Origin of the sequence: Chimaeribacter coloradensis (assembly GCF_002858715.1) — a bacterium.
Taxonomy (GTDB): domain Bacteria; phylum Pseudomonadota; class Gammaproteobacteria; order Enterobacterales; family Enterobacteriaceae; genus Chimaeribacter; species Chimaeribacter coloradensis.
Map to the genome: position 1 here is coordinate 23,455 of NZ_PJZH01000009.1, position 21,180 is coordinate 44,634.

Sequence of the window (21,180 nt, forward strand, 5' to 3'; positions counted from 1 at the left end):
GGAGGGTGACATGGCTGCAATGACTTACCATCTGGATGTCGTCAGTGCTGAAAAACGGATGTTTTCCGGTCTGGTGCAAAAAATCCAGGTGACGGGTAGCGAAGGTGAGCTGGGTATTTTCCCTGGCCATGCGCCGCTGCTCACTGCCATTAAGCCTGGCATGGTGCGTATTGTTAAACAGCACGGTGAAGAAGAGTATATCTACCTCTCCGGCGGCATCCTTGAGGTGCAGCCGAGTGCGGTAACCGTTCTGGCTGACACCGCCATTCGTGGGCAGGATCTTGACGAAGCTCGCGCGCTGGAAGCTAAGCGCAAGGCGGAAGAACATATCCATAGCTCTCACGGTGACGTCGACTATGCTCAGGCGTCGGCTGAACTGGCCAAAGCGATCGCGAAACTGCGCGTCATCGAATTGACCAGAAAAGCGATGTAATGGCGACTTCCCTGCGCAAGCAGGGGTGAACCGTCATCTCGTCATTGGAAAAGCGGCCTGCGGGCCGCTTTTTTTTCGCCTTTAAAAAAGCACCGGCACGCTATGATCCCAACAGGTAATCCCCTGGATTTCCCCCTGAAAGCGCGATCTTTTCCGCCACTTCAGGCTGGAATCCAACGGCGTGGGCAGAATGCGCGCACGCCTTGCCCGGCGCGCCTTACGCAGCATTTTCACTGAAAAATATGTAGTATTTGGCTCAGCGAACAGGTTTACTTTTCACTTCCTAATAAGGCTATCAGATTGCTTATGTCGAACAGCTCATTGAGCGTTGTGATCCTTGCTGCCGGCAAGGGGACGCGCATGTATTCCGACCTCCCAAAAGTTCTGCACCCTCTGGCGGGTAAACCCATGGTTCAGCATGTCATCGATGCCGCGACCCAGCTGGGGGCCGCCCAGGTGCACCTGGTATATGGGCACGGCGGTGACCTGCTGAAGGAGCGCCTGTCACATGCACCGCTGAACTGGGTGCTTCAGGCGGAACAGCTCGGCACCGGCCACGCCATGCAGCAGGCTGCACCGCATTTTGCGGACGATGAAAATATCCTGATGCTGTACGGCGACGTGCCGTTGATCTCGGTGGAAACGCTGCAACAGCTGCTGAGCGCGAAACCTGAGGGCGGCATCGGCCTGCTGACGGTGAAGCTGGATGACCCGACCGGCTATGGCCGCATCGTGCGGGAAGGCGGCGACGTCACCGGGATTGTGGAGCAGAAAGATGCCACCCCGGAACAGCGCGCGATCACGGAAGTGAATACCGGCATTCTGGTGGCCAACGGCGGCGACCTCAAACGCTGGCTGGGCCGCCTGTCGAATAACAACGCGCAGGGTGAATACTACATCACGGACATCATCGCGATGGCGCATGCGGAAGGCCATACCATCGCCGCCGTGCACCCGGAGCGGTTGAGTGAGGTTGAGGGCGTCAACAACCGCCTGCAACTCTCCCGCCTGGAGCGTATCTACCAGGCCGAACAGGCTGAAAAGCTGCTGCTGGCCGGGGTGATGCTGCTCGACCCGGCACGTTTTGACCTGCGCGGCACCCTGGAGCATGGCCGTGATGTGGTGATCGACGCCAATGTGATCATCGAAGGCCGGGTCAAACTCGGCAACCGGGTGAAGATCGCGGCGGGCTGTGTGCTGAAAAACTGCGAAATCGGCGATGACAGCGACATCAGCCCCTACACAGTCATTGAAGATGCCACGCTGGCGGCTGCCTGTACCGTTGGCCCGTTTGCGCGGCTGCGCCCCGGCAGTGAGCTGGCAGAGAGCGTGCATGTCGGTAACTTTGTCGAAGTGAAAAAAGCCCGCCTGGGGAAAGGCACCAAAGCCGGCCACCTCTCCTACCTCGGTGATGCCGAGATCGGCAGCAACGTCAATATCGGCGCGGGCACCATCACCTGCAACTACGACGGCGCGAACAAGCATAAAACGGTGATCGGGGATGATGTGTTTGTCGGTTCCGATACCCAGCTGGTGGCACCGGTCAGCGTCGGTAACCACGTCACCATCGCCGCAGGCACGACCGTCACCCGCGACGTACCGGACAACGGCCTGCTGATCAGCCGCGTACCGCAGCAGCATAAACCGGGCTGGCAACGCCCTGTAAAAAAGCGCTGATGAAAAAGCGCTGAGTACCCTGAGTCGGGGGCGGCCCGCCCCTGATTCCTTCGCCTGCCATCATGTTTTGGCCTGTGTTCTGCCGCGAGCACAGGCCAAAACATAATAACCCCGCACTCTACAAGGCTCGGGGACCCCGGAAACACCGGGATATCAGGTCGAAGACATCGTAGGCCATTCAGTGGCCTTAATAGGAATTAACATCCATGTGTGGAATTGTTGGCGCAGTAGCGCAACGTGATATTGCTGAGATCCTGATCGAAGGGTTGCGTCGTCTGGAGTATCGCGGTTATGACTCCGCGGGCCTCGCGGTGGTGGACAGCCAGGGCCACATGGCGCGTGTGCGCCGGGTGGGGAAAGTGCAGAAACTGGCGGAAGCGGTTGAGGCTGAGCCGCTGACCGGCGGGACCGGCATCGCCCATACCCGCTGGGCCACGCACGGCGAGCCTTCCGAGGCGAACGCCCACCCGCATGTCTCTGAGTACGTCAGCGTGGTACACAACGGCATCATTGAGAACCATGAGCCGCTGCGTGAAATCCTGATCGAACGCGGTTACCGCTTTGCATCAGAAACCGACACCGAAGTGATCGCGCATCTGGTGCACTGGGAGCTGCAACAGGGCGGTTCACTGCTGGAGGTAGTACAGCGGGTGATCCCGCAACTGCGCGGTGCCTACGGCACGGTGGTGATGGACAGCCGCAACCCCGGCGTGCTGGTGGCCGCCCGCTCCGGCAGCCCGCTGGTGATTGGCCGCGGCATGGGCGAAAACTTCATCGCCTCTGACCAGCTGGCCCTGCTGCCGGTGACCCGCCGCTTCCAGTTCCTGGAAGAGGGCGACGTGGTGGAAGTGACCCGCCGCAGCGTCACCATTTTTGACAAACAGGGCAACCCGGCCGAACGCCCGGAGATCGAATCTCAGGTGCAGTACGACGCCGGTGACAAAGGCGCCTACCGCCACTACATGCAGAAAGAGATCTACGAGCAGCCGCAGGCGATCAAAAACACCCTGGCCGGGCGTTTCAGCCACGGCCAGATTGATCTGAGCGAGCTGGGCCCGCAGGCTGACGATATTCTGGCGCGCGTGCAGCATGTGCAGATCATCGCCTGCGGTACCTCTTACCACTCCGGTATGGTGGCGCGTTACTGGTTTGAGTCGCTGGCCGGTGTGCCCTGTGATGTCGAGATCGCCTCGGAATTCCGTTACCGCAAATCCGCGGTGCGCCCCGGCAGCCTGATCATCACCCTCTCCCAGTCTGGTGAAACCGCCGATACGCTGGCCGCCCTGCGCCTCTCCAAAGAGCTGGGCTACCTCGGTTCGCTGGCAGTGTGCAACGTGGCCGGCTCGTCGCTGGTGCGTGAGTCCGACCTGGCGCTGATGACCAAAGCGGGCACCGAAATTGGCGTCGCCTCGACCAAAGCCTTCACCACGCAGTTGACCGTACTGCTGATGCTGGTGGCGCGCCTGGGCCACCTGAAAGGGATGGACGAGAGCGTCGAGCATGAGATTGTCCATGCGCTGCAGGCGTTGCCGGCCCGTATTGAGCAGATGCTGTCGCTGGACAAGTCGATCGAGCCGCTGGCCGAGGGCTTCTCTGACAAGCATCACGCGCTGTTCCTGGGCCGTGGCGATCAGTACCCGATCGCGATGGAAGGGGCGCTGAAGCTGAAAGAGATCTCCTACATCCATGCGGAGGCCTATGCTGCCGGTGAGCTGAAACATGGCCCGCTGGCGCTGATTGATGCCGATATGCCGGTGATTGTGGTCGCGCCGAACAATGAACTGCTGGAGAAGCTGAAATCCAACATTGAGGAAGTGCGCGCCCGTGGCGGCCTGCTCTACGTCTTCGCCGATCAGGATGCCGGTTTCAGTGACAGTGAAGGCATGAAGATCATCCCGCTGCCGCATGTGGAAGAGATTGTCGCGCCGATCTTCTACACCGTGCCGTTGCAGTTGCTGGCTTACCACGTGGCCCTGATCAAAGGCACCGACGTCGATCAGCCGCGCAACCTGGCGAAATCGGTCACCGTCGAGTAATCCTCCCGCCTCTTACACCCGGTTCCGGCGCTGCATCAGGCCGGAACCGGGCAAAGAGATCGCTGCCGCTTACCCGGCAATATTCTCTCTTTTCCCGGTGCGCAGGGACTGCGGCGGAATGCCGTAGCCGCGTACAAACACATCGCGCATATGCCGGCGATCCCTGAACCCGGCTTCACGGGCAATCACATCCAGCGAAAGGCGGCTTTTCTCAATCATCAGCCGGGCGGCTTCCAGCCGGATGCTTTCAATGGCCCGGGCGGGTGACTTTCCTGTTTCCGCCAGAAATAGCCGGTTGAGCTGCCTCGCACTGAGGTAAACCGCATCCGCCACATGCTCAACGGTCAGGGATTTGGTGAGATTGTTCCGGATGAACGCCAGCGCCGTCTGCAGACGGTCGCTTTGCGGGGTGTACGCCAGCAGCTCTGAATGTTGCCGCTGCCCACCGGCCCGCCGCTGATTCATCACCATCCGTTGCGCCACACTCCTGGCAACCTCTGCGCCCAGATCTTTTTCCACCATCGCCAGCACCATGTCCAGCCCGGCTGTCATACCGGCGGACGTCCAGATTTGATCGTCGATAATGTAGATCCGGTCATCTTCGGTTTTGACCGTGGGATGCAGGGCTTTCATGCTCTGCGCATAGGCCCAGTGCGTGGTGGCGCGCCGCTCGGCCAGTAACCCGGCCTGTGCCAGGACAAACGCGCCGGTACAAATGCCCGCCACCCGCCGCGCACGCCGGGCTGACGTCTGGAGAAACTGGATGACGCCGTCGGTGGCCGGGCATTTCACCGGCATCAGTACGCCGCCGACCAGCCAGGTATCCGCTTCTGCCTCCGCCGACAGCGCCACGCTCCCTACACTGATGCCATAGGAGGAGGAGACCGGCCCGCCAGACTCCGAGTAAACGGTGCATTGATAGAAAGGCTCCGCGATGACTAAATTCGCGAACTCGAAAATGCTCAGTGTCGACAGCGCCAGTGACTGGAACTGATCGGCAATTAAAAGTCCTACCTTGTGCATATCAACATCCGGTGTGCGTTACGTTAACGTTAAACCCATCCTGACCGCGGATGCGTTGGCCCCCTGCTCTTCACCCTCACCCAAAACGATGGGGCAGGATGTCTTAAATGACCCCCTTATGCGTCATTTTTCGTCATCCGGCATCCCGTAATCTGGGTTCATCCCATACAGAGAGTCAAGAGGTGAACACGATGAGTGCAGTGAAAGGTACGGCAGTTGTTACCGGTGCATCCACCGGCATGGGGGCGATTTATGCGTCCAGACTGGCACAAATGGGTTATGACCTGATTATCGTCGCCCGCGATCACAACCGGCTCAATCAACTGGCCAGCCATATCACCACCGACACGGAGCGGAGTGTGGAAGTCGTGGCTGCCGATCTCAGCGATCCCCACGGGCTGGCCATCGTGGAAGCGAAATTACGCGAAGACAACAGCATCACCCTATTGGTCAACAACGCCGGGATGGGCACCCACACCGCGCTGGTGGACAGCGATATCGACAAGATGACAGCCATGATCGCGCTGAACGTCACCGCCCTGACCCGCCTGACCTATGCCGCAGTGCCGGGTTTTGTGGCGCGCGGGAGAGGGGCCATCATCAATATCGCGTCGATTGTCGGCATCGCCCCTGAGGTGCTGAACGGCGTATACGGCGCCAGTAAAGCCTATGTGCTGGCCTTCAGCCGGTCGCTGCATCACGAACTGGCCGGGAAGGGCATCCAGATCCAGGCGGTGCTGCCGGGGGCGACGGCGACACCTTTCTGGGAAAACGGCGGGCTGTCACTGGATAAGGTCGACCCCGGCATTGTGATGAACGCCCAGGAGATGGTCGATGCCGCACTGGCGGGCTTCCGGCAGGGGGAGTTGATCACCATTCCTTCCCTGCATGATGAGACCCGGCTGAAGGCGTGGGAACAGGCCCGGCAGGCCGTTATCGGTGATTTCTCCCATAACGTCCCTGCCGCGCGCTATCAGGCGTCGTCTGCGAACTGATCCAACCCCTGTCCACTGGAGGCCCAACCATGAACCGTTTGCCTGTTATCACCCCTGACGACGCCGGCGGCAAAACCGCCGGACTCTTCAGCAGCATTAAAAGCGCGATGGGCAAAGTGCCCAACGCTTATCTGGCTATCGGCAGCCACGCCCCCGATATTCTGGCGCAGGCGCTGCAACTTAACGCAGCGCTGGCCAGAAGCAGCCTGAGCGCGCGTGAACGTGAAGCCATTAACCTGATTGTCAGTGAAGAGAGCGGCTGTGATTACTGCCTCGCCGCGCATACGCCATTAGCCCGCAAGGCGGGTTACACGGAAGCGCAAACCCTTCAGTTGCGCCAGGGGTACATTGAAGGGGACAGCAAAATCGATGCGCTGGTCAGGTTCGTGCAGATTTTGGTTTCCACACGCGGCACTTTAGCCGGGGACCATGTTGGGGCGTTCAAAGCGGCGGGGTTCACTGACCAGCAGGTAGTGGAAACCGTCGGGGCGGTGACGGCCATCCTGTTCACCAATATGTTCAACCGTATCAACGATACCGAGGTGGATTTCCCCGCGGTCAAAGCCCTGTGACCTCTCCGGCCTGCGCTCAGCGGCGCAGGCCGGAAAGCAGCAGTTCGAACGCTGCCAGCGCTTTTGGCAGGGTTAGGGAGGCCTCCTCACTGGCCGCCACCCACAGGGCCGCGTTCATGGCCGCACCGTTAATCAGCCTGGCGGCCGCTTCTGCATCCACCGGCTTCAGGCTGTGGTCAGCCAGCATCTTTTTGACCGCCAGGATCGTCTCCTGTAAACAGGCATTCTGCCCCGGCCATTGCGAAGGATCGCCCAGAAAGGCCGGGCCATCCCGCAATACAATCCGCTGTACTTCCGGGTCCAGCGCCATCTCAATGTAGGCGCGCCCCTCTGCGAGCAGCCGGTCCCAGTCGGTTGCGGCAGCGGCGCCCGCCGCTTTTGCCCGGCTTACCATTTCCGTATCCAGCTGATCGATAACGGCCGCCAGCAACCCTTTCTTGTCACCGAAATTATGGTAGAGCGCGCCCCGCGTCAGGCCTGCGGCAGCGGTCAGGTCGTCCATTGAGGAGGCGGCAAACCCTTTCTCTGCAAAGGCTTTACGGGCAGCCGAAATCAGCCGGTTCCGGTTCTGTTCCATCGTGTCGGCACGGCGGGTAGGGCGCATAGGATCTCCTCTTTTTCACATACGCTGCGTATTTGAATTGACATACGCCCCGTATCTGTAATTAACTGGCATACGAAGCGTATATGAATATGCGCGGCTTATCCACACTTACCGCATTACTACCAAGAAGGTGTATGTCATGACATCACGCCAGGCCGTATTTCCCGCTCATCGCCATGCCCTCTATGACGCCCACGGTTATTCCGCGGCCATCATTTCGGGCGATCATCTGTTTGTCTCCGGGCAGGTCGGCAGCCGTGCCGATGGAACAGCCGAACCTGAGTTTGCCGCCCAGGTCAGGCTGGCATTTGACAACCTCAGCGCCACACTGGCAGCGGCAGGCTGCACGTTTGACGATATTGTGGACGTCACGACCTACCACACTGACCCTGAAAAGCAGTTTGATACCATCATGGCGGTCAAAAACGCGATCTTCCCGCAGCCACCCTATCCCGCCTGGACAGCCGTCGGGGTGAACTGGCTGGCAGGGTTTGATTTTGAGATCAAAGTGACCGCGCGGCTTCCCGCTAAAGCCTGATTCCCTGTGGGGGTAATGGTGATCGGCCCTCGATACCGCTCAGGCCGGTTTTTTCAGGGCCGCAACCGCGTTCTGTACCGTCATCAGCGTCAGCTCCGCCAGCGCCGGGTAGAAACCGCCGCTTTCACCCTGCGACAGCCGGCGGACGAACAGCGGCAGCCAGCTCAGCAGGTGCACGTCCAGCAGTTCAGCCAAGGCTGCCTGCCGATTCTCCTCTGCCAGTACCGCAGCCTGAAACAGCATCAGTCCCAGATGATCGGGCGGCTCCGGCGAGTCCGTATGCAAATGCAGCCCTTCACGTTGCAGAAAGCGGCTTAACGCCACGGTGGAACCGCCGCGCAGCACCTGATCCGGGTCGAGATAGATCGATCCCCACGGCGGCGCAGGGTACGCGCCCGGCCCGGCAAACAGCCGCTGCCACGCCATCGTTATCGCCCCGCGATCCGGTGACCTAAGCTGTGGCACCAACGGGGCAAGATCGGCGGCCGCGACGCCGGGCCAGCTTTCTGCCCATGCAGGCAACGCAAAAAAAGCTAGCACGCTTTCTGTCTCAGGGGAAGCAGGCGGAAAACGGAAACCGCAGCCCAGCAGGTTTACCTGCCGGGAAAGAATCAGGAAATCAGGTGTCATCAGGCATCTCATCAGGTCAGGGCGCGCATACCGTGCGTATGGCGGCGGCAGAGCGGGCAGAGGGTTTCATCGGCGGAAAAACTGACAAAGGGGGTACGGCAGTTCCGGCAGTGGCAGCGCGTCACCGGCAAGCGGCGCAGCCGGGCAGGGGCGGCCCAGGGTTTCACATGGACCGCCCGGGGAAAACAGACCCCCTCACAGGCCAGGCAACCGGTGCAGCGGGCAGGGTCGATCTGAAGATCGTCACCGGTCAGCGTGATTGCCTGTTCCGGGCAGAGGCGGGTACAGGCTCCGCACAGCACACAGGCAGCCGGATCGAGCGACACCTGAAACCAGCTGATGCCGGGGAACGCGTCCCGCACCGCCCGCTGCCCGGCAGGCACGGTGCCTGAGGAACGATCGTGATTAAACGGCCGGCCGAGCCAGCGCCGGCGGTGATGATCGACCTGTTCACCATCGGGGTGGACGATCTGCCAGATCGGCTCACCGATGCGGCTGAGCACACAGTTCAACGCCACCACGGCGGACTGCCAGGCCGTGTTTCCATGATCCAGCGAGACCTGCCGGATCCCACGCAACGCGTGCCACATCAGTAATTCATTCACCGAAGGCACAAACCGGTTTCCCTGGCCGAACAGGGTGTTACCTTGGTAAATCCTCTCTATTGGGGATAGGGAGTCAATAGCATCGGCAGGGCAGGTGAATAAACAGTCGCCACACTTCAGGCATTTTTCCGCCTCCAGCACCGGCTGACGCGCCGCAAACGTGATCCCATTGGTCGGGCAGGCCGTGCCGCAGGCGGTACAGCCGCCGTGCTGGGTTTTAGTCCGGATACAGCGTCCGCTGATGCCGGGCGGCATCAGCGGAGAGGGAAAGGGCAAAATACGCATATCAGTGAAGGGTGAAGAAAGCGTAGCGGCTGCCGATCTGTGCCAGCAACACCAGCAGTGCCGCAGCCAGAAGCCCGCCGCGTTGTATCATGCCGACGCGCTGGCGCGCCGGGCCGAGCAGCAGCACCAGCAGCACAATGGCCCCCATCAGCAGCGCGGCGCTGGCCACCCGCAACGGGGCCGTGCGCAGGAATGCCGCGACGGCATCAAACGGCAGCATGACCGGCTGTGCCGCCCCGGCCTGCGCCAGAAAGCGCAGGTAACCGGGCGTCACCAGCCAGTGGGCCGCCGCCGCCACGATGCAGCCCAGCAGGGCGGTCAGCAGCAGGCGCTGCATCAGCTCCGGGCTGACCGGCCCCCGGCACAATACTGCCGCGCCCAGCATCACGCCCAGGCTGATCACGGTGCCGTAGAACATCACCGCAGTATTGAGGTGCATCCAGGTGATCACAGCGCTGTTGATGTAAATCCCGGCCATGCAGCCCACATCTGCCAGCCCCACCAGCCCGCCCAGCAGCAGCAACAGCAGGGAGACGCGGCGCGTCAGCAGTGCCAGCAGCGCGGCCAGCCCCACAATGCCCAGATAGAGGCTCGCCAGCAGAATTTCCCGGCTCAGCCAGGAGCTGGCAACATGGCGCAGCGCATGGAACGCATTCAGCGGGTAACCGAGGTGCGCCACCGACGCCAGCAGCCCGAGCGCGGCCAACACAGGCGCGAGCAGCAGCAGCGGGCGCAGTGCCGTAAAATGCTGCTCCGCCGTGAGCACCCGGCGCAGCCAGCCGCCCGCCAGTGCGCCCATCAGCACCATCCCCACCGACGCCTGCACCAGCAGGGTAAATACCAGTAACGGCCACTCATTCATCGTTGTTTACCTCTTGTTGTGCGCCCTGATGCGCTTTCACCACCAGATTGGGCCGGGTCAGCGCAGAGTCAGGCAGGCCGTTGACGTCACACAGCGTGCCGTACCGGGCGCGCAGTTCATCGATCGGGCCGAACTTGATGGCACCCAGCGGGCAGGTCGCCACACAGACCGGCATTTCCCCCCTGGCTTGCAGGTCGATGCAGAAATCGCATTTGGACATCTGCCCGGTTTCGGTGTTGAGCTGGGGTGCGCCGTAGGGGCAGGACCAGGCGCAGTAGCCGCAGCCCACGCACTTATCGGTATTGACCCGGACAATGCCGTCACCGGGGCGTTTGTGCATCGCGGTGGTGGGGCAGTTTTTGGTGCAGACCGGGTCGCTGCAGTGGTTGCATGAAATCGACAGGGTGTAAGCGAAGACGTTATTACGCAGGCCGCCGTTGCCGGTCGGGATAAAGCCGCCGCCCTGCACCTCATACACCCGGCGGAAGCGCCGCCCGACTTCCAGATTGTTTTTATCTTTGCAGGCCACCTGGCACGCTTTGCAGCCGGAGCAGCGGGAAGAATCGATATAAAACCCCAGTTGCCGATCGCTGACCGGGGGGAATTCCTGAAATCTGCTCATGCTTTGTTTACCTCAACCAACAACGTCTGGTGGGAGTTCCCTTTTGCCAGCGGGGTAATGCGCGCGGAGGTCAGCACGTTCGGGCAGCCGCCGCGATCCACGCCCTTCTCATCCGGCAGCCACCAGGCCCCGGCCTGAAGCGCCACCACGCCCGGCATAATGCGCGCAGTCAGGTGCGCCGGGATCGCCATCACGCCGCGATCGTTAAAGATGCGCACGGTTTCGCCCTGCTGAATGCCGCGTTCGCGGGCATCCTGCGGGTTGATCCAGAGCACCTGCTCCTGCACTTCCTGCATCCACGGGTTCGGGTACTGGGTGGAGTTGGCGCGGTTTTTCCCTTTCCAGGTGATCAGCTGCAACGGGAAGCGCTGGCGTAACGCATCCTCCGGCCCCTCATGGGCAGGCACATAGTGGGAGAGCGCGGGGATTTCCGGGTGCTGCATCTCATACAGCCGTTTTGAGAACAGCTCGATTTTGCCGGAGGGCGTCGGGAACGGGTTGTTGGCCGGGTCTTCAATGTTTTTTTCAAAGGCGATATGCGGCGCGCCTTTGAACAGGTGGCGGCGTTTGACGCACAGCTCCTCAAAGGTCGGGAAGTTCTCCTCCGGCATCGCCTGCCGGGTGGTCTCGACGATATGCGCAATCCACGCTTTTTCCGAGCGGCCTTCGCTGAACTGCGGCTCCACGCCGAGTTTGGCCGCCACTTCGCGCAGCCACTCGTAGTCGGAGCGGCGTTCAAAGTCCGGCTCGACCAGCTTCTCGGACAGGATGATGTAGTTGCCGGTGCCCCAGGTTTCGCCGATATTCCAGCGCTCCATAAAGCTGGTTTCCGGCAGCAGCAGGTCGGCATAGCGCGCGCTGGGGGTCAGGTAGAGATCGCTGTTAACGATGAACTCGATGCGCGACTCATCTTCCAGCACGCTCACCGCCTGCAGCAGATCGGGGTTCTGGTTTGCCAGGTAGTTGCTGCCGAGCGAGAAGAGGATGCGGATGTTGCTCTCCAGCCGGTCGGCCCCTTTCAGCCCCATCTCCGGGGTGATTTTTGAGGCGTCATCCGCCGCCTGTACCCAGTTCATGATGGAGATTTTCGCCGCCACCGGGTTTTCCAGGCTCTCCGGGCCGGTCATGAATTTGCGGTTACCGATGCCGCCATACCCGGCCGCCCAGCCGCCGCGCACCCCTACGTTGCCGGTGATCGACGCCAGCAGGGTGGAGCCGCGCGCGGTGCGCTCGCCGCAGTTATGGCGCTGCGGCCCCCACCCCTGGATCAGGGCTGCGGGTTTGGTGGTGGCGTAGTCGCGCGCAAGCTGAAGAATTGTCTGCGCTGGGACGCGTGTAATTTTTTCCGCCCATTGCGGTGTTTTTTCGATGCCATCTTTCAGTCCAAACAGGTAGGCCACCAGCGACTCATTCGGCGGCACGCCCTCAGGCATGGAGGCCTCATCAAAGCCGAGGGTGTAGCGGTCAATGAATGCGCGGTCGTGCAGGTTTTCGCTGATGATGACGTACATCATCGCGTCCATCAGGGCGTTGTCGGTGGTGGGCAGCAGCGGGATCCACTCATCCGCCAGCGAGGCCGCCGTGTCGGAGTAGCGCGGGTCAACCACCACAAAGCGCGTGCCGTTGGCTTTCATCTGCTGGTAGTAGTGGTTGGTGTGGCCGAACACGGTTTCATTCGGGTTATGGCCCCAGAGGATCACCAGCTTGGTATCGGCCAGGGTGTCGAGGGTGCTGCCGCTGGCGGCGGTGCCGTAGGTATAGGGCGTGGCGGCGGCGGTGTTGCCCATGCTGACGGAGTGGTAGTGCTCCAGGTAGCCGCCGGTGAGGTTAAACAGGCGGCGCAGCATCTTGTCGCCGGAGAATGCGCCGCCGCTCACGGCGGTGTTGGTGTGGGCGAAACGCGCCGCCGGGCCATATTTCGCGGTAATGCGTGTTAAGTTATCGGCGATCATCGTGGTGGCTTCGTCCCAGCTGATGCGCTCAAACTTGCCTTCGCCGCGCTTGCCGACCCGCTTCATCGGGTATTTCAGCCGGTCAGGGTGGTAGACGAACTTCCGGTAGCCGCGGCCGCGTACGCAGGCGCGCATGATCGGCATCTCCGGGTCTAAGGCGTCATCAGACCGGGTGGCGATGCGGGTCACCATACCCTGCTCGACATGGGCGCGGATGTCACATTTGCCGCCGCAGTCAAAGGTGCTGCACGTGGGGATAATCTGCGCCTCAGGCGTGGCCGGGGCGGGGGAGGTGGCATCAGCGGGCTGGGCCGAGACGCTGCGCCCGGCGATAAAGGGTACCGCCATCAGGGCACTGCCGGCCTGAACGAACTGCCGCCGGCTCAGCGGCAACCCTCCCAGAGGCAACGGGCCGGATCTGTTTTGCGTTGACATAGGCTCTATCCAAAAAAAAGGAAAGAGCCTATAAAGGCAGGTGGGCGCCCACTATGATGAACGTCAATATAATGACGGTAAGCCGGGAATCGCGGGAAATAAAGCGGCGTCGGAGCGGAGAGAAATATTTTATATTTATATTATAGGGTTATATATTTATGTGATGAATAATATAGCCGGGCCGTTCAGTAAAGGCTGCCATGTCTGAGGCCGGGATAATCAGGCCCTTTTATCGTTTATTTGTTTAATAAAAGTGAAAAATCAATTCGCCCCGCCAGTTTTGGTGAGATGGCGTAAATTGATGATTTTTCTCCGCAGTTACGCCTCTGAAGCGTGTAATACGCCCTCTCTTTATGCCGCCCTTTAAGGGGCAGGACGCACTGCGCCCGGCATGTCATAAAACTGTCATATTACCTACATTTTACTGTCACCAAACTGTCCTATTTTGCCATCAGCAGCAATTCACATACTCAAAAAACGGCTTAAGCCGGAGTGCCATTTCCCCCAGGAGAAATTATGAAACTGATGCGTACCACCGTCGCCGGTATTGTGGCAGCCACCTTTTCGTTAACCACGATGTCCGCTTTTGCCGCCGCCAGCCTGACCGGCGCAGGCGGCACGTTCCCGGCACCGGTATATGCCAAATGGGCGGACAGCTATCAGAAAGAGACCGGCAACCAGGTCAACTATCAGGGGATCGGCTCCTCCGGCGGCGTGAAACAGATCATCGCCAAAACCGTGGACTTCGGCGCGTCTGACGCCCCGATGGCGGAAGACAAGCTCAACAGCAACGGCCTGTTCCAGTTCCCGACCGTGATCGGCGGCGTGGTGCTGGCGGTAAACCTGCCGGGCGTGAAATCGGGTGAGCTGACGCTCGACGGCCAGACCCTGGGCGACATCTACCTCGGCAACATCAAAAAGTGGAATGACCCGGCCATCGCGAAGCTGAACCCAGGCGTAAAACTGCCGGATCAGAACATCGCCGTGGTACGCCGCGCAGACGGCTCCGGCACCTCCTTCGTCTTCACCAGCTACCTGGCGAAAGTCAACGCCGCCTGGAAAGAGAAAGTGGGCGCGGGCAACACCGTTAACTGGCCGGCCGGTCTGGGCGGTAAAGGCAACGACGGCGTCGCCGCCTTCGTGCAGCGCCTGCCCGGCTCCATCGGCTACGTAGAATACGCGTATGCCAAACAGAACAACCTGGCCTACACCAAGCTGGTGAACGCCGACGGTCAGGCCGTCAGCCCGACGGAAGAGGCCTTCAGTGCCGCGGCGAAAGGCGCAGACTGGACCAAATCCTTCGCGCAGGATCTGACCAACCAGAAAGGCGGTGACGCCTGGCCGATCACCTCCACCACCTTCATCCTGATCTATAAGAACCAGCAGAACGCCGGTAAAGGCGCTGAAGTGCTGAAATTCTTCGACTGGGCGTACAAAAACGGCAATCAGGTGGCGAACGACCTGGATTACGCGACCCTGCCGGACGCCGTGGTGACGCAGATCCGCGCCTCCTGGAAAGAGAACATCAAAGACAGCAGCGGAAAATCCCTGTTCTGATCCGCATGTCGCGACCCGGCATTGCCGGGTTATCAAGCCCGGCCCCGGCCGGGCAGCATTGTTAATGAGAAGAGCGTCGTATGGCTGAGTACAAGCCGGCTATCAAACCACCGGGCAAGCACGGTGATTATCTCTTCAGCGCGCTGGTCAGACTGGCGGCGCTGATTACCCTATTGCTGCTGGGCGGCATCATCGTCTCCCTGATCGTGGCCTCCTGGCCCAGTATGCAGAAGTTTGGTTTCGCCTTCCTCTGGACGAAAGAGTGGGACGCCCCCGCCGAGCAGTTCGGCGCGCTGGTGCCGATCTACGGCACCATTGTGACCTCCCTGATCGCCCTGATTATCGCGGTGCCGGTGAGTTTCGGCATTGCCCTGTTCCTGACTGAGCTGGCGCCGAACTGGCTGAAGCGCCCGCTGGGCGTGGCAATTGAGCTGCTGGCGGCGATCCCGAGCATCGTGTACGGCATGTGGGGGCTGTTTGTGTTCGCTCCGCTGTTCGCTACCTACTTCCAGCAGCCGGTGGGCGATGTGCTCTCCGGCATCCCGATTGTGGGTGAGCTGTTCTCCGGCCCGGCGTTCGGCATCGGCATCCTGGCGGCCGGGGTGATCCTCGCCATCATGATCATCCCCTATATCGCGGCCGTGATGCGTGACGTCTTCGAACAGACGCCGGTGATGATGAAAGAGTCTGCCTACGGCATCGGCTGCACCACCTGGGAGGTGATCTGGCGCATCGTGCTGCCCTACACCAAAAACGGCGTGATCGGCGGCGTGATGCTGGGGCTGGGGCGCGCACTGGGCGAAACCATGGCGGTGACCTTTATTATCGGCAACACCTACCAGCTCGACAGCGCCTCGCTCTACATGCCGGGCAACAGCATCACCTCCGCACTGGCCAACGAATTCGCGGAAGCGGAATCGGGCGTGCACACCTCCGCGCTGATGGAGCTGGGCCTGATTCTGTTCGTGATTACCTTTATCGTCCTGGCACTGTCGAAACTGATGGTGATGCGCCTGGCGAAGAATGAGGGCCGCTGAGATGACGACGATGGACATGCAACAAACCGCGGCGCTGCGTGAATCGCGCCGCAAAAAACAGGCCTGGCGGCGTCAGAAAAACCGCCTGGCGCTCTGCCTGTCGATGGCGACCATGGCCTTCGGCCTGTTCTGGCTCTGCTGGATCCTGCTGACCACCCTGATGAAAGGGTTCGACGGCATGTCGCTGGCGCTGTTCACCGAGATGACCCCGCCGCCGAACACCGCCGGCGGCGGCCTGCTCAACGCCATTGTCGGCAGCGGGATGCTGATCCTCTGGGCGACGCTGGTGGGCACGCCGCTCGGCATTATGGCCGGCATCTACCTGGCGGAGTATGGCCGCAAATCCTGGCTGGCGGAGGTGATCCGTTTCATCAACGACATCCTGCTCTCTGCGCCGTCGATTGTGGTGGGGCTGTTTGTCTACACGCTGGTGGTGGCGCAGATGGGCCACTTCTCCGGCTGGGCGGGCGTGATGGCGCTGGGGCTGTTGCAGATCCCGATTGTGATCCGCACCACTGAAAACATGCTGAAACTGGTGCCGGACAGCCTGCGTGAAGCAGCTTACGCCCTGGGCACGCCGAAATGGAAAATGATCTCCGCGATTACGCTGAAGGCGTCGGTGTCCGGGATTATCACCGGGGTGCTGCTGGCGATTGCCCGCATCGCCGGGGAGACCGCACCGCTGCTGTTTACGTCGCTCTCCAACCAGTTCTGGAGCACCGACCTGCTGCAGCCGATCGCCAACCTGCCGGTAACCATCTTTAAATTTGCGATGAGCCCGTTCGCGGAGTGGCAACAGCTGGCGTGGGCCGGTGTGCTGCTGATTACCTTGTGCGTCCTGCTGCTGAACATCGTGGCGCGCATCATTTTCGCCAAAAAGAAACATTGATTGGCCACCGTATCGCCCGGCGGGGATGACGTCCGCGCCGGCAAACCGAGAGACAGAGTGATGAGTATGGCAACTGACGTAGCAGCGAGCAAAATCCAGGTCCGCGACCTCAACTTCTATTACGGCAAATTCCACGCGCTGAAAAATATCTCGCTGGATATCGCCAAAAACAAGGTGACCGCCTTTATCGGCCCGTCGGGCTGCGGCAAATCGACCCTGCTGCGCACGTTTAACAAAATGTACCAGCTCTACCCGGAGCAGGTGGCCAAAGGGGATATTCTGCTCGACGGCGAAAATATCCTGACCGACAAACAGGACATCGCCCTGCTGCGCGCCAAAGTCGGCATGGTGTTCCAGAAGCCGACGCCGTTCCCGATGTCGATCTATGACAACATCGCTTTCGGCGTAAAGCTGTTTGAGAACCTCTCCCGCGCGGAGATGGATGAGCGCGTGCAGTGGGCGCTGACCAAAGCCGCGCTGTGGACTGAGTCCAAAGACAAACTGCACCAGAGCGGCTACAGCCTCTCCGGCGGCCAGCAGCAGCGTCTCTGCATCGCGCGCGGCATCGCCATCCGCCCGGAAGTGCTGCTGCTGGATGAGCCCTGCTCCGCCCTTGACCCGATCTCCACCGGGAAAATCGAGGAGCTGATCACGGAGCTGAAACAGGATTACACCGTGGTGATCGTCACGCACAATATGCAGCAGGCGGCACGCTGCTCCGATCACACGGCGTTTATGTATCTGGGTGAACTGATTGAGTTCAGCGATACTGATACCCTGTTTACCTCCCCGGCCCAGAAACAGACCGAAGATTACATTACCGGCCGTTACGGTTGATCCCGCCGTGGGTACGGCAACGCATCCGCCTGACAGCGCCAACAGGATAAGCACATGGACAATCTGAATTTAAACAAACACATCTCCGGTCAGTTCAACGCCGAGCTGGAGCATATCCGTACCCAGGTATTAACCATGGGCGGGCTGGTGGAGCAACAACTCACCGACGCCATCACCGCCATGCACAATCAGGACGCCGACCTCGCCACCCAGGTGATTGAGGGCGACCGCAAGGTCAACATGATGGAAGTGGCGATCGATGAGGCCTGCGTGCGCATCATCGCCAAGCGCCAGCCCACCGCCAGCGATTTGCGGCTGGTGATGGCGATCATCAAGACCATCTCGGAGCTGGAACGCATCGGCGATGTGGCAGACAAGATCTGCCGCACGGCGCTGGAGAAGTTCTCCCACCAGCACCAGCCGCTGCTGGTGAGCCTGGAGTCGCTGGGCCGCCACACGGTGCAGATGCTGCACGACGTGCTGGACGCCTTCGCGCGGATGGACCTGGACGAAGCGGTGCGGATCTACCGCGAAGACAAAAAGGTCGATCAGGAGTACGAGGGCATTGTGCGCCAGCTGATGACCTACATGATGGAAGATTCCCGCACCATTCCCAGCGTGCTGACCGCGCTGTTCTGCGCCCGCTCAATTGAGCGGATCGGCGACCGCTGCCAGAACATCTGCGAATTTATCTTCTACTTCGTGAAAGGGCAGGATTTCCGCCACCTCGGCGGCGACGCGCTGGATGTGCTGCTGGCCGGTGACAAAGACAACGCGCCGTCGGCCTGACCACGGCAGCCCTGCCCGGGGCGGGCACTACAGCGTGACAAAACGCAGCGTCACCTGCACCGCCATCTGGCGGAAGTGGGCGATGTAGTTCTCGTCCTGGGAATTCCCTTCAAACAGCGTGTCGAAGGTGTACTGGTTGGCAGCCTGATGGAAACTCATGCTGCTGATCAGCCGGTGCACATCGCGCGCGGCCACATCCGCCCGGAACAGCCCGCCCTGTTTGCCGCGGCTTAAAATATCCTCCAGCACCGTGAGCGCGCTGCGGTTCAGCGTCTTGATCTGCGTTGACTGGCGGATATAGCGCCCGCGCATCATGTTCTCCATGCAGATCACCCGGATGAAGTCGGCATTCTGCACATGGAAGTTAAAGGTGGCTTCCACCAGTTTGACCAGCGCCTCGGCGGGCGGCAGCGCCGCCAGGTTCAGGCTCACCTCATGCCGGCGGATCTGGCTGTAGACGTGCTCCAGCACGCTGATATAGAGCGCCTCTTTATTCTTGAAGTGGTACACCACCATGCGCTTGGTGGTGTCAGCGTGTTCGGCAATCTTCTCCATGCGCGCGCCGTTCAGGCCTGACTCGGCAAACTCCGCCAGCGCGCTGTCAAAAATCCGTTTTCTCAACCCGACCGGATCGTTTTTCCGCCCGGCGGACGGCATCTCTTGGCTGCTCAGAACAGGCTCCTTACTTACAGCAGGGGAATAACGCATAACCGAAAGAGTAGCGACTCTGCCCCGGCGATACAATTGCGCAACCGGGCGCGATTGAAACGGACTGTTACGCCGCCCCGCCTTGACGAAATGAACCCTGTGGTTCAAAACTTAACAGATATGCTGCCGGTCCCCGCAGTTTTTGCGGCCTTCCCCTGAGCCCGGCCAGCCGGTTTTGTTGTCCGATTAGCCTGACTGACAAGGGGAAAATGATGCAACGTTCTATCGCTACGGTCTCGGTTTCGGGGTCGTTGCCGGAAAAATTAACCGCGATCGCCGCCGCCGGGTTTGATGGCGTCGAAATCTTTGAAAATGATCTGCTCTGCTATCCCGGCTCACCGGCGGAGATCCGCCAGCGCTGCGATGACCTGGGGCTGGCGATTACGCTGTTCCAGCCGTTCCGCAATTTTGAGGGGAACCCGCGCGATCAGCTGGAGACCCACCTGGCGCGCGCACGCCTGAAGTTCGGCCTGATGGAGCAGCTCGGCTGTGACACCCTGCTGGTGTGCAGCCATGTCTCGCCACAGAGCAGCGCGGAGCGCGACGTGCAAATCGCCGATCTGGCGCGCCTCGCCGCGCTGGCGGAGCAGCACGGGATGCGTGTCGGCTATGAGGCACTGGCCTGGGGCGCGCACGTCAACCATTACCGGCAGGCGTGGGATCGCGTACGCGAGGTAGACAGCCCGGCGATGGGCATCGTGCTCGACAGCTTCCATGTGCTGGCGCTGGGCGACACGCTGGACGGGCTGGATGCGATCCCGCTGGAGAAGATCACCTTCCTGCAACTGGCCGATGCGCCGATGATGCAGATGAACACGCTGGAGTGGAGCCGCCACTTCCGCTGTTTCCCCGGCCAGGGCGAACTGCCGCTGGTGAAATTCGCCACGCAATTAACGCAAAAGGGCTACCGCGGGCCGTGGTCACTGGAGATTTTCAACGATACTTTCCGCGCAGAACCGGCCACGCCCACCGCGCAGGACGGCTACCGCTCGTTGCTCTATCTGGAGGAGCAGACCCGGCAGGCCCTGGCGCAGGCCAACGCCCCTGACATCCCGGAAGGGCTGTTTGCCTCCGCTGCGCTGCCGCATTACCACGGCGTCGACTTTATCGAATTCAGCGCCGGGGCGGACGACGCCCCTCTACTGGACGCGGGGCTGCAACAGCTCGGGCTGGCGCACCGGGGTGACCACCGCACCAAAGCGGTGTCGCTGTACCAGAACGGCGCGGTTAACCTGATCGTCAACCGTGAGCCGGACAGCGCCGCCGCGGCTTACCATGAACGCCACGGCCTCTCGATGTGTGCGCTGGCGCTGAAGGTCGGGGGCGCGCCGCGCCTGCTGCAACGGGCGCAGGCATTCGGCTATGCCATTTATCCGCCGCAGGCCGGCCCGAATGAGCGGCCGATCCCGGCGGTCTGCCTGCCGGACGGCGGCCTGATCTACCTGATTGAGCAGGGCGGGCAGGCGGGCTGGTCACAGGATTTCCACCTGTATGATGCGCCGCCGCCTTCTGACAGCTGGCAAGGCATCGATCATCTGGCAATCGCTATCCCGGAAGGGATGCGCCAGAACTGGGTAATGTTCCTGCGCAGCGTGCTGGGTTTTGAACTGGAAAGTATGCAGGAGATGAATGACCCGTTCGGCATTGTGCGCAGCCAACTGGCCCACAGCCCGGAAAACCGGGTGCGGCTGCCGCTGAATATCTCCCAGAGCCGCGAGACGCTGATCGCCCGTGCGGTGCAGCGTTACCACGGGGCGGGGCTGCAACACGCCGCCTTCGCCACCCGGGATATTTTCAGCGCCGTGCGCGCCGCCCGTGAGCGGGGGATGGGGCTGTTGCCGGTGCCGGAGAACTACTATCAGGATCTGGCCGCCCGCTTCGGGCTGGAGCAGGCATTTCTTGATGAGCTGGCGGCGCACCACCTGCTTTATGACCGGGACGGGCAGGGCGGCGAGCTGCTGCACGCTTACACCCAGCCCGTGGCCGACGGGCGCTTCTTCTTCGAGCTGCTGGAGCGGCGCGGCGGTTACGCCGGTTACGGCGAAGCCAACGCCGGGGTACGGCTGACGATGCAGCAGCAGCCGTAGCGGCGCG

20 protein-coding genes are annotated in these 21,180 nt (G+C 61.1%); 12 read left to right on the forward strand and 8 right to left on the reverse strand.

The features are described from left to right. Window positions 1-10: 10 nt before the first annotated feature. The 3 genes from CYR32_RS10755 to glmS all read left to right on the forward strand — a co-directional run bounded on the left by CYR32_RS10755 (window position 11) and on the right by glmS (window position 4,146). Window positions 11-433, forward strand: a complete 423-nt coding sequence (locus CYR32_RS10755) for a F0F1 ATP synthase subunit epsilon (RefSeq protein WP_101815816.1) — start codon at window positions 11-13, stop codon at window positions 431-433. Window positions 434-739: 306 nt separating this feature from the next. Then, window positions 740-2,110: a bifunctional UDP-N-acetylglucosamine diphosphorylase/glucosamine-1-phosphate N-acetyltransferase GlmU gene (glmU, locus tag CYR32_RS10760; RefSeq protein ID WP_101824401.1), complete on the forward strand. Its 1,371-nt coding sequence runs from the start codon at window positions 740-742 to the stop codon at window positions 2,108-2,110. A 206-nt stretch (window positions 2,111-2,316) separates the two neighbouring features. Then, complete coding sequence (gene glmS / locus CYR32_RS10765) at window positions 2,317-4,146, forward strand: glutamine--fructose-6-phosphate transaminase (isomerizing) (protein WP_101824402.1); 1,830 nt, start codon at window positions 2,317-2,319, stop codon at window positions 4,144-4,146. Window positions 4,147-4,215: 69 nt separating this feature from the next. Here the strand turns inward: glmS and CYR32_RS10770 are convergent, their stop codons facing one another. Further along, window positions 4,216-5,169 carry a GlxA family transcriptional regulator gene (locus CYR32_RS10770; RefSeq protein WP_101824403.1) on the reverse strand — a complete coding sequence of 318 codons (954 nt, stop codon included), beginning with the start codon at window positions 5,167-5,169 and terminating at the stop codon, window positions 4,216-4,218. 191 nt (window positions 5,170-5,360) lie between these two features. Between CYR32_RS10770 and CYR32_RS10775 the strand changes: the two genes are divergently transcribed. Next, window positions 5,361-6,164: an SDR family NAD(P)-dependent oxidoreductase gene (locus CYR32_RS10775; protein WP_101824404.1), complete on the forward strand. Its 804-nt coding sequence runs from the start codon at window positions 5,361-5,363 to the stop codon at window positions 6,162-6,164. Between the two features lie 29 nt (window positions 6,165-6,193). Continuing rightward, complete coding sequence (locus CYR32_RS10780; RefSeq protein WP_101824405.1) at window positions 6,194-6,736, forward strand: carboxymuconolactone decarboxylase family protein; 543 nt, start codon at window positions 6,194-6,196, stop codon at window positions 6,734-6,736. A gap of 16 nt (window positions 6,737-6,752) precedes the next feature. On the opposite strand, the gene CYR32_RS10785 is transcribed toward CYR32_RS10780, so the two are convergent. After that, window positions 6,753-7,340 carry a TetR/AcrR family transcriptional regulator gene (locus CYR32_RS10785; protein WP_101824406.1) on the reverse strand — a complete coding sequence of 196 codons (588 nt, stop codon included), beginning with the start codon at window positions 7,338-7,340 and terminating at the stop codon, window positions 6,753-6,755. Between the two features lie 139 nt (window positions 7,341-7,479). On the opposite strand from CYR32_RS10785, the gene CYR32_RS10790 reads away from it, so the two are divergent. Next, entirely contained in the window at window positions 7,480-7,878 is a 399-nt protein-coding gene (locus CYR32_RS10790; RefSeq protein ID WP_101824407.1) for a RidA family protein, read from the forward strand. A gap of 39 nt (window positions 7,879-7,917) precedes the next feature. On the opposite strand, the gene CYR32_RS10795 is transcribed toward CYR32_RS10790, so the two are convergent. The 5 genes from CYR32_RS10795 to CYR32_RS10815 all read right to left on the reverse strand — a co-directional run bounded on the left by CYR32_RS10795 (window position 7,918) and on the right by CYR32_RS10815 (window position 13,269). Then, window positions 7,918-8,508, reverse strand: a complete 591-nt coding sequence (locus tag CYR32_RS10795) for a molecular chaperone TorD family protein (protein WP_165698223.1) — start codon at window positions 8,506-8,508, stop codon at window positions 7,918-7,920. A gap of 11 nt (window positions 8,509-8,519) precedes the next feature. Next, window positions 8,520-9,098 carry a DUF362 domain-containing protein gene (locus tag CYR32_RS10800; protein ID WP_165698224.1) on the reverse strand — a complete coding sequence of 193 codons (579 nt, stop codon included), beginning with the start codon at window positions 9,096-9,098 and terminating at the stop codon, window positions 8,520-8,522. Window positions 9,099-9,399: 301 nt separating this feature from the next. Then, window positions 9,400-10,260 (reverse strand): DmsC/YnfH family molybdoenzyme membrane anchor subunit, encoded by an 861-nt coding sequence (locus CYR32_RS10805; protein WP_101824410.1) that lies wholly within the window; start codon window positions 10,258-10,260, stop codon window positions 9,400-9,402. Next, window positions 10,253-10,882, reverse strand: coding sequence for a DMSO/selenate family reductase complex B subunit (locus CYR32_RS10810; protein ID WP_101824411.1), 630 nt, complete (start codon window positions 10,880-10,882; stop codon window positions 10,253-10,255). Before CYR32_RS10810 ends, CYR32_RS10805 begins: the two co-directional genes overlap by 8 nt. Further along, window positions 10,879-13,269, reverse strand: coding sequence for a DMSO/selenate family reductase complex A subunit (locus CYR32_RS10815; RefSeq protein ID WP_101824412.1), 2,391 nt, complete (start codon window positions 13,267-13,269; stop codon window positions 10,879-10,881). The genes CYR32_RS10810 and CYR32_RS10815 overlap by 4 nt, the downstream gene beginning before the upstream one ends. Before the next feature lie 516 nt (window positions 13,270-13,785). Between CYR32_RS10815 and pstS the strand changes: the two genes are divergently transcribed. The 5 genes from pstS (at window position 13,786) to phoU (ending at window position 18,378) form a co-directional block, all read left to right on the forward strand. Beyond that, entirely contained in the window at window positions 13,786-14,826 is a 1,041-nt protein-coding gene (gene pstS / locus CYR32_RS10820) for a phosphate ABC transporter substrate-binding protein PstS (protein WP_101824413.1), read from the forward strand. Between the two features lie 80 nt (window positions 14,827-14,906). After that, entirely contained in the window at window positions 14,907-15,863 is a 957-nt protein-coding gene (gene pstC / locus CYR32_RS10825; RefSeq protein ID WP_101824414.1) for a phosphate ABC transporter permease PstC, read from the forward strand. Between the two features lies 1 nt (window position 15,864). Further along, complete coding sequence (gene pstA, locus CYR32_RS10830) at window positions 15,865-16,752, forward strand: phosphate ABC transporter permease PstA (protein WP_101824415.1); 888 nt, start codon at window positions 15,865-15,867, stop codon at window positions 16,750-16,752. A 60-nt stretch (window positions 16,753-16,812) separates the two neighbouring features. Continuing rightward, complete coding sequence (pstB, locus tag CYR32_RS10835) at window positions 16,813-17,589, forward strand: phosphate ABC transporter ATP-binding protein PstB (RefSeq protein WP_101824493.1); 777 nt, start codon at window positions 16,813-16,815, stop codon at window positions 17,587-17,589. Between the two features lie 54 nt (window positions 17,590-17,643). Continuing rightward, the gene (gene phoU, locus CYR32_RS10840) at window positions 17,644-18,378 is read left to right on the forward strand and encodes a phosphate signaling complex protein PhoU (RefSeq protein ID WP_101824416.1); all 735 of its coding nucleotides are present in this window, start codon (window positions 17,644-17,646) and stop codon (window positions 18,376-18,378) included. Between the two features lie 27 nt (window positions 18,379-18,405). Here the strand turns inward: phoU and CYR32_RS10845 are convergent, their stop codons facing one another. Continuing rightward, window positions 18,406-19,035, reverse strand: a complete 630-nt coding sequence (locus tag CYR32_RS10845) for a TetR/AcrR family transcriptional regulator (protein WP_241523805.1) — start codon at window positions 19,033-19,035, stop codon at window positions 18,406-18,408. A 263-nt stretch (window positions 19,036-19,298) separates the two neighbouring features. Here CYR32_RS10845 and CYR32_RS10850 point away from each other — a divergent pair, with 263 nt between their 5' ends. Next, window positions 19,299-21,173 carry a bifunctional sugar phosphate isomerase/epimerase/4-hydroxyphenylpyruvate dioxygenase family protein gene (locus tag CYR32_RS10850; RefSeq protein ID WP_101824418.1) on the forward strand — a complete coding sequence of 625 codons (1,875 nt, stop codon included), beginning with the start codon at window positions 19,299-19,301 and terminating at the stop codon, window positions 21,171-21,173. The last annotated feature ends 7 nt before the right edge of the window (window positions 21,174-21,180 follow it).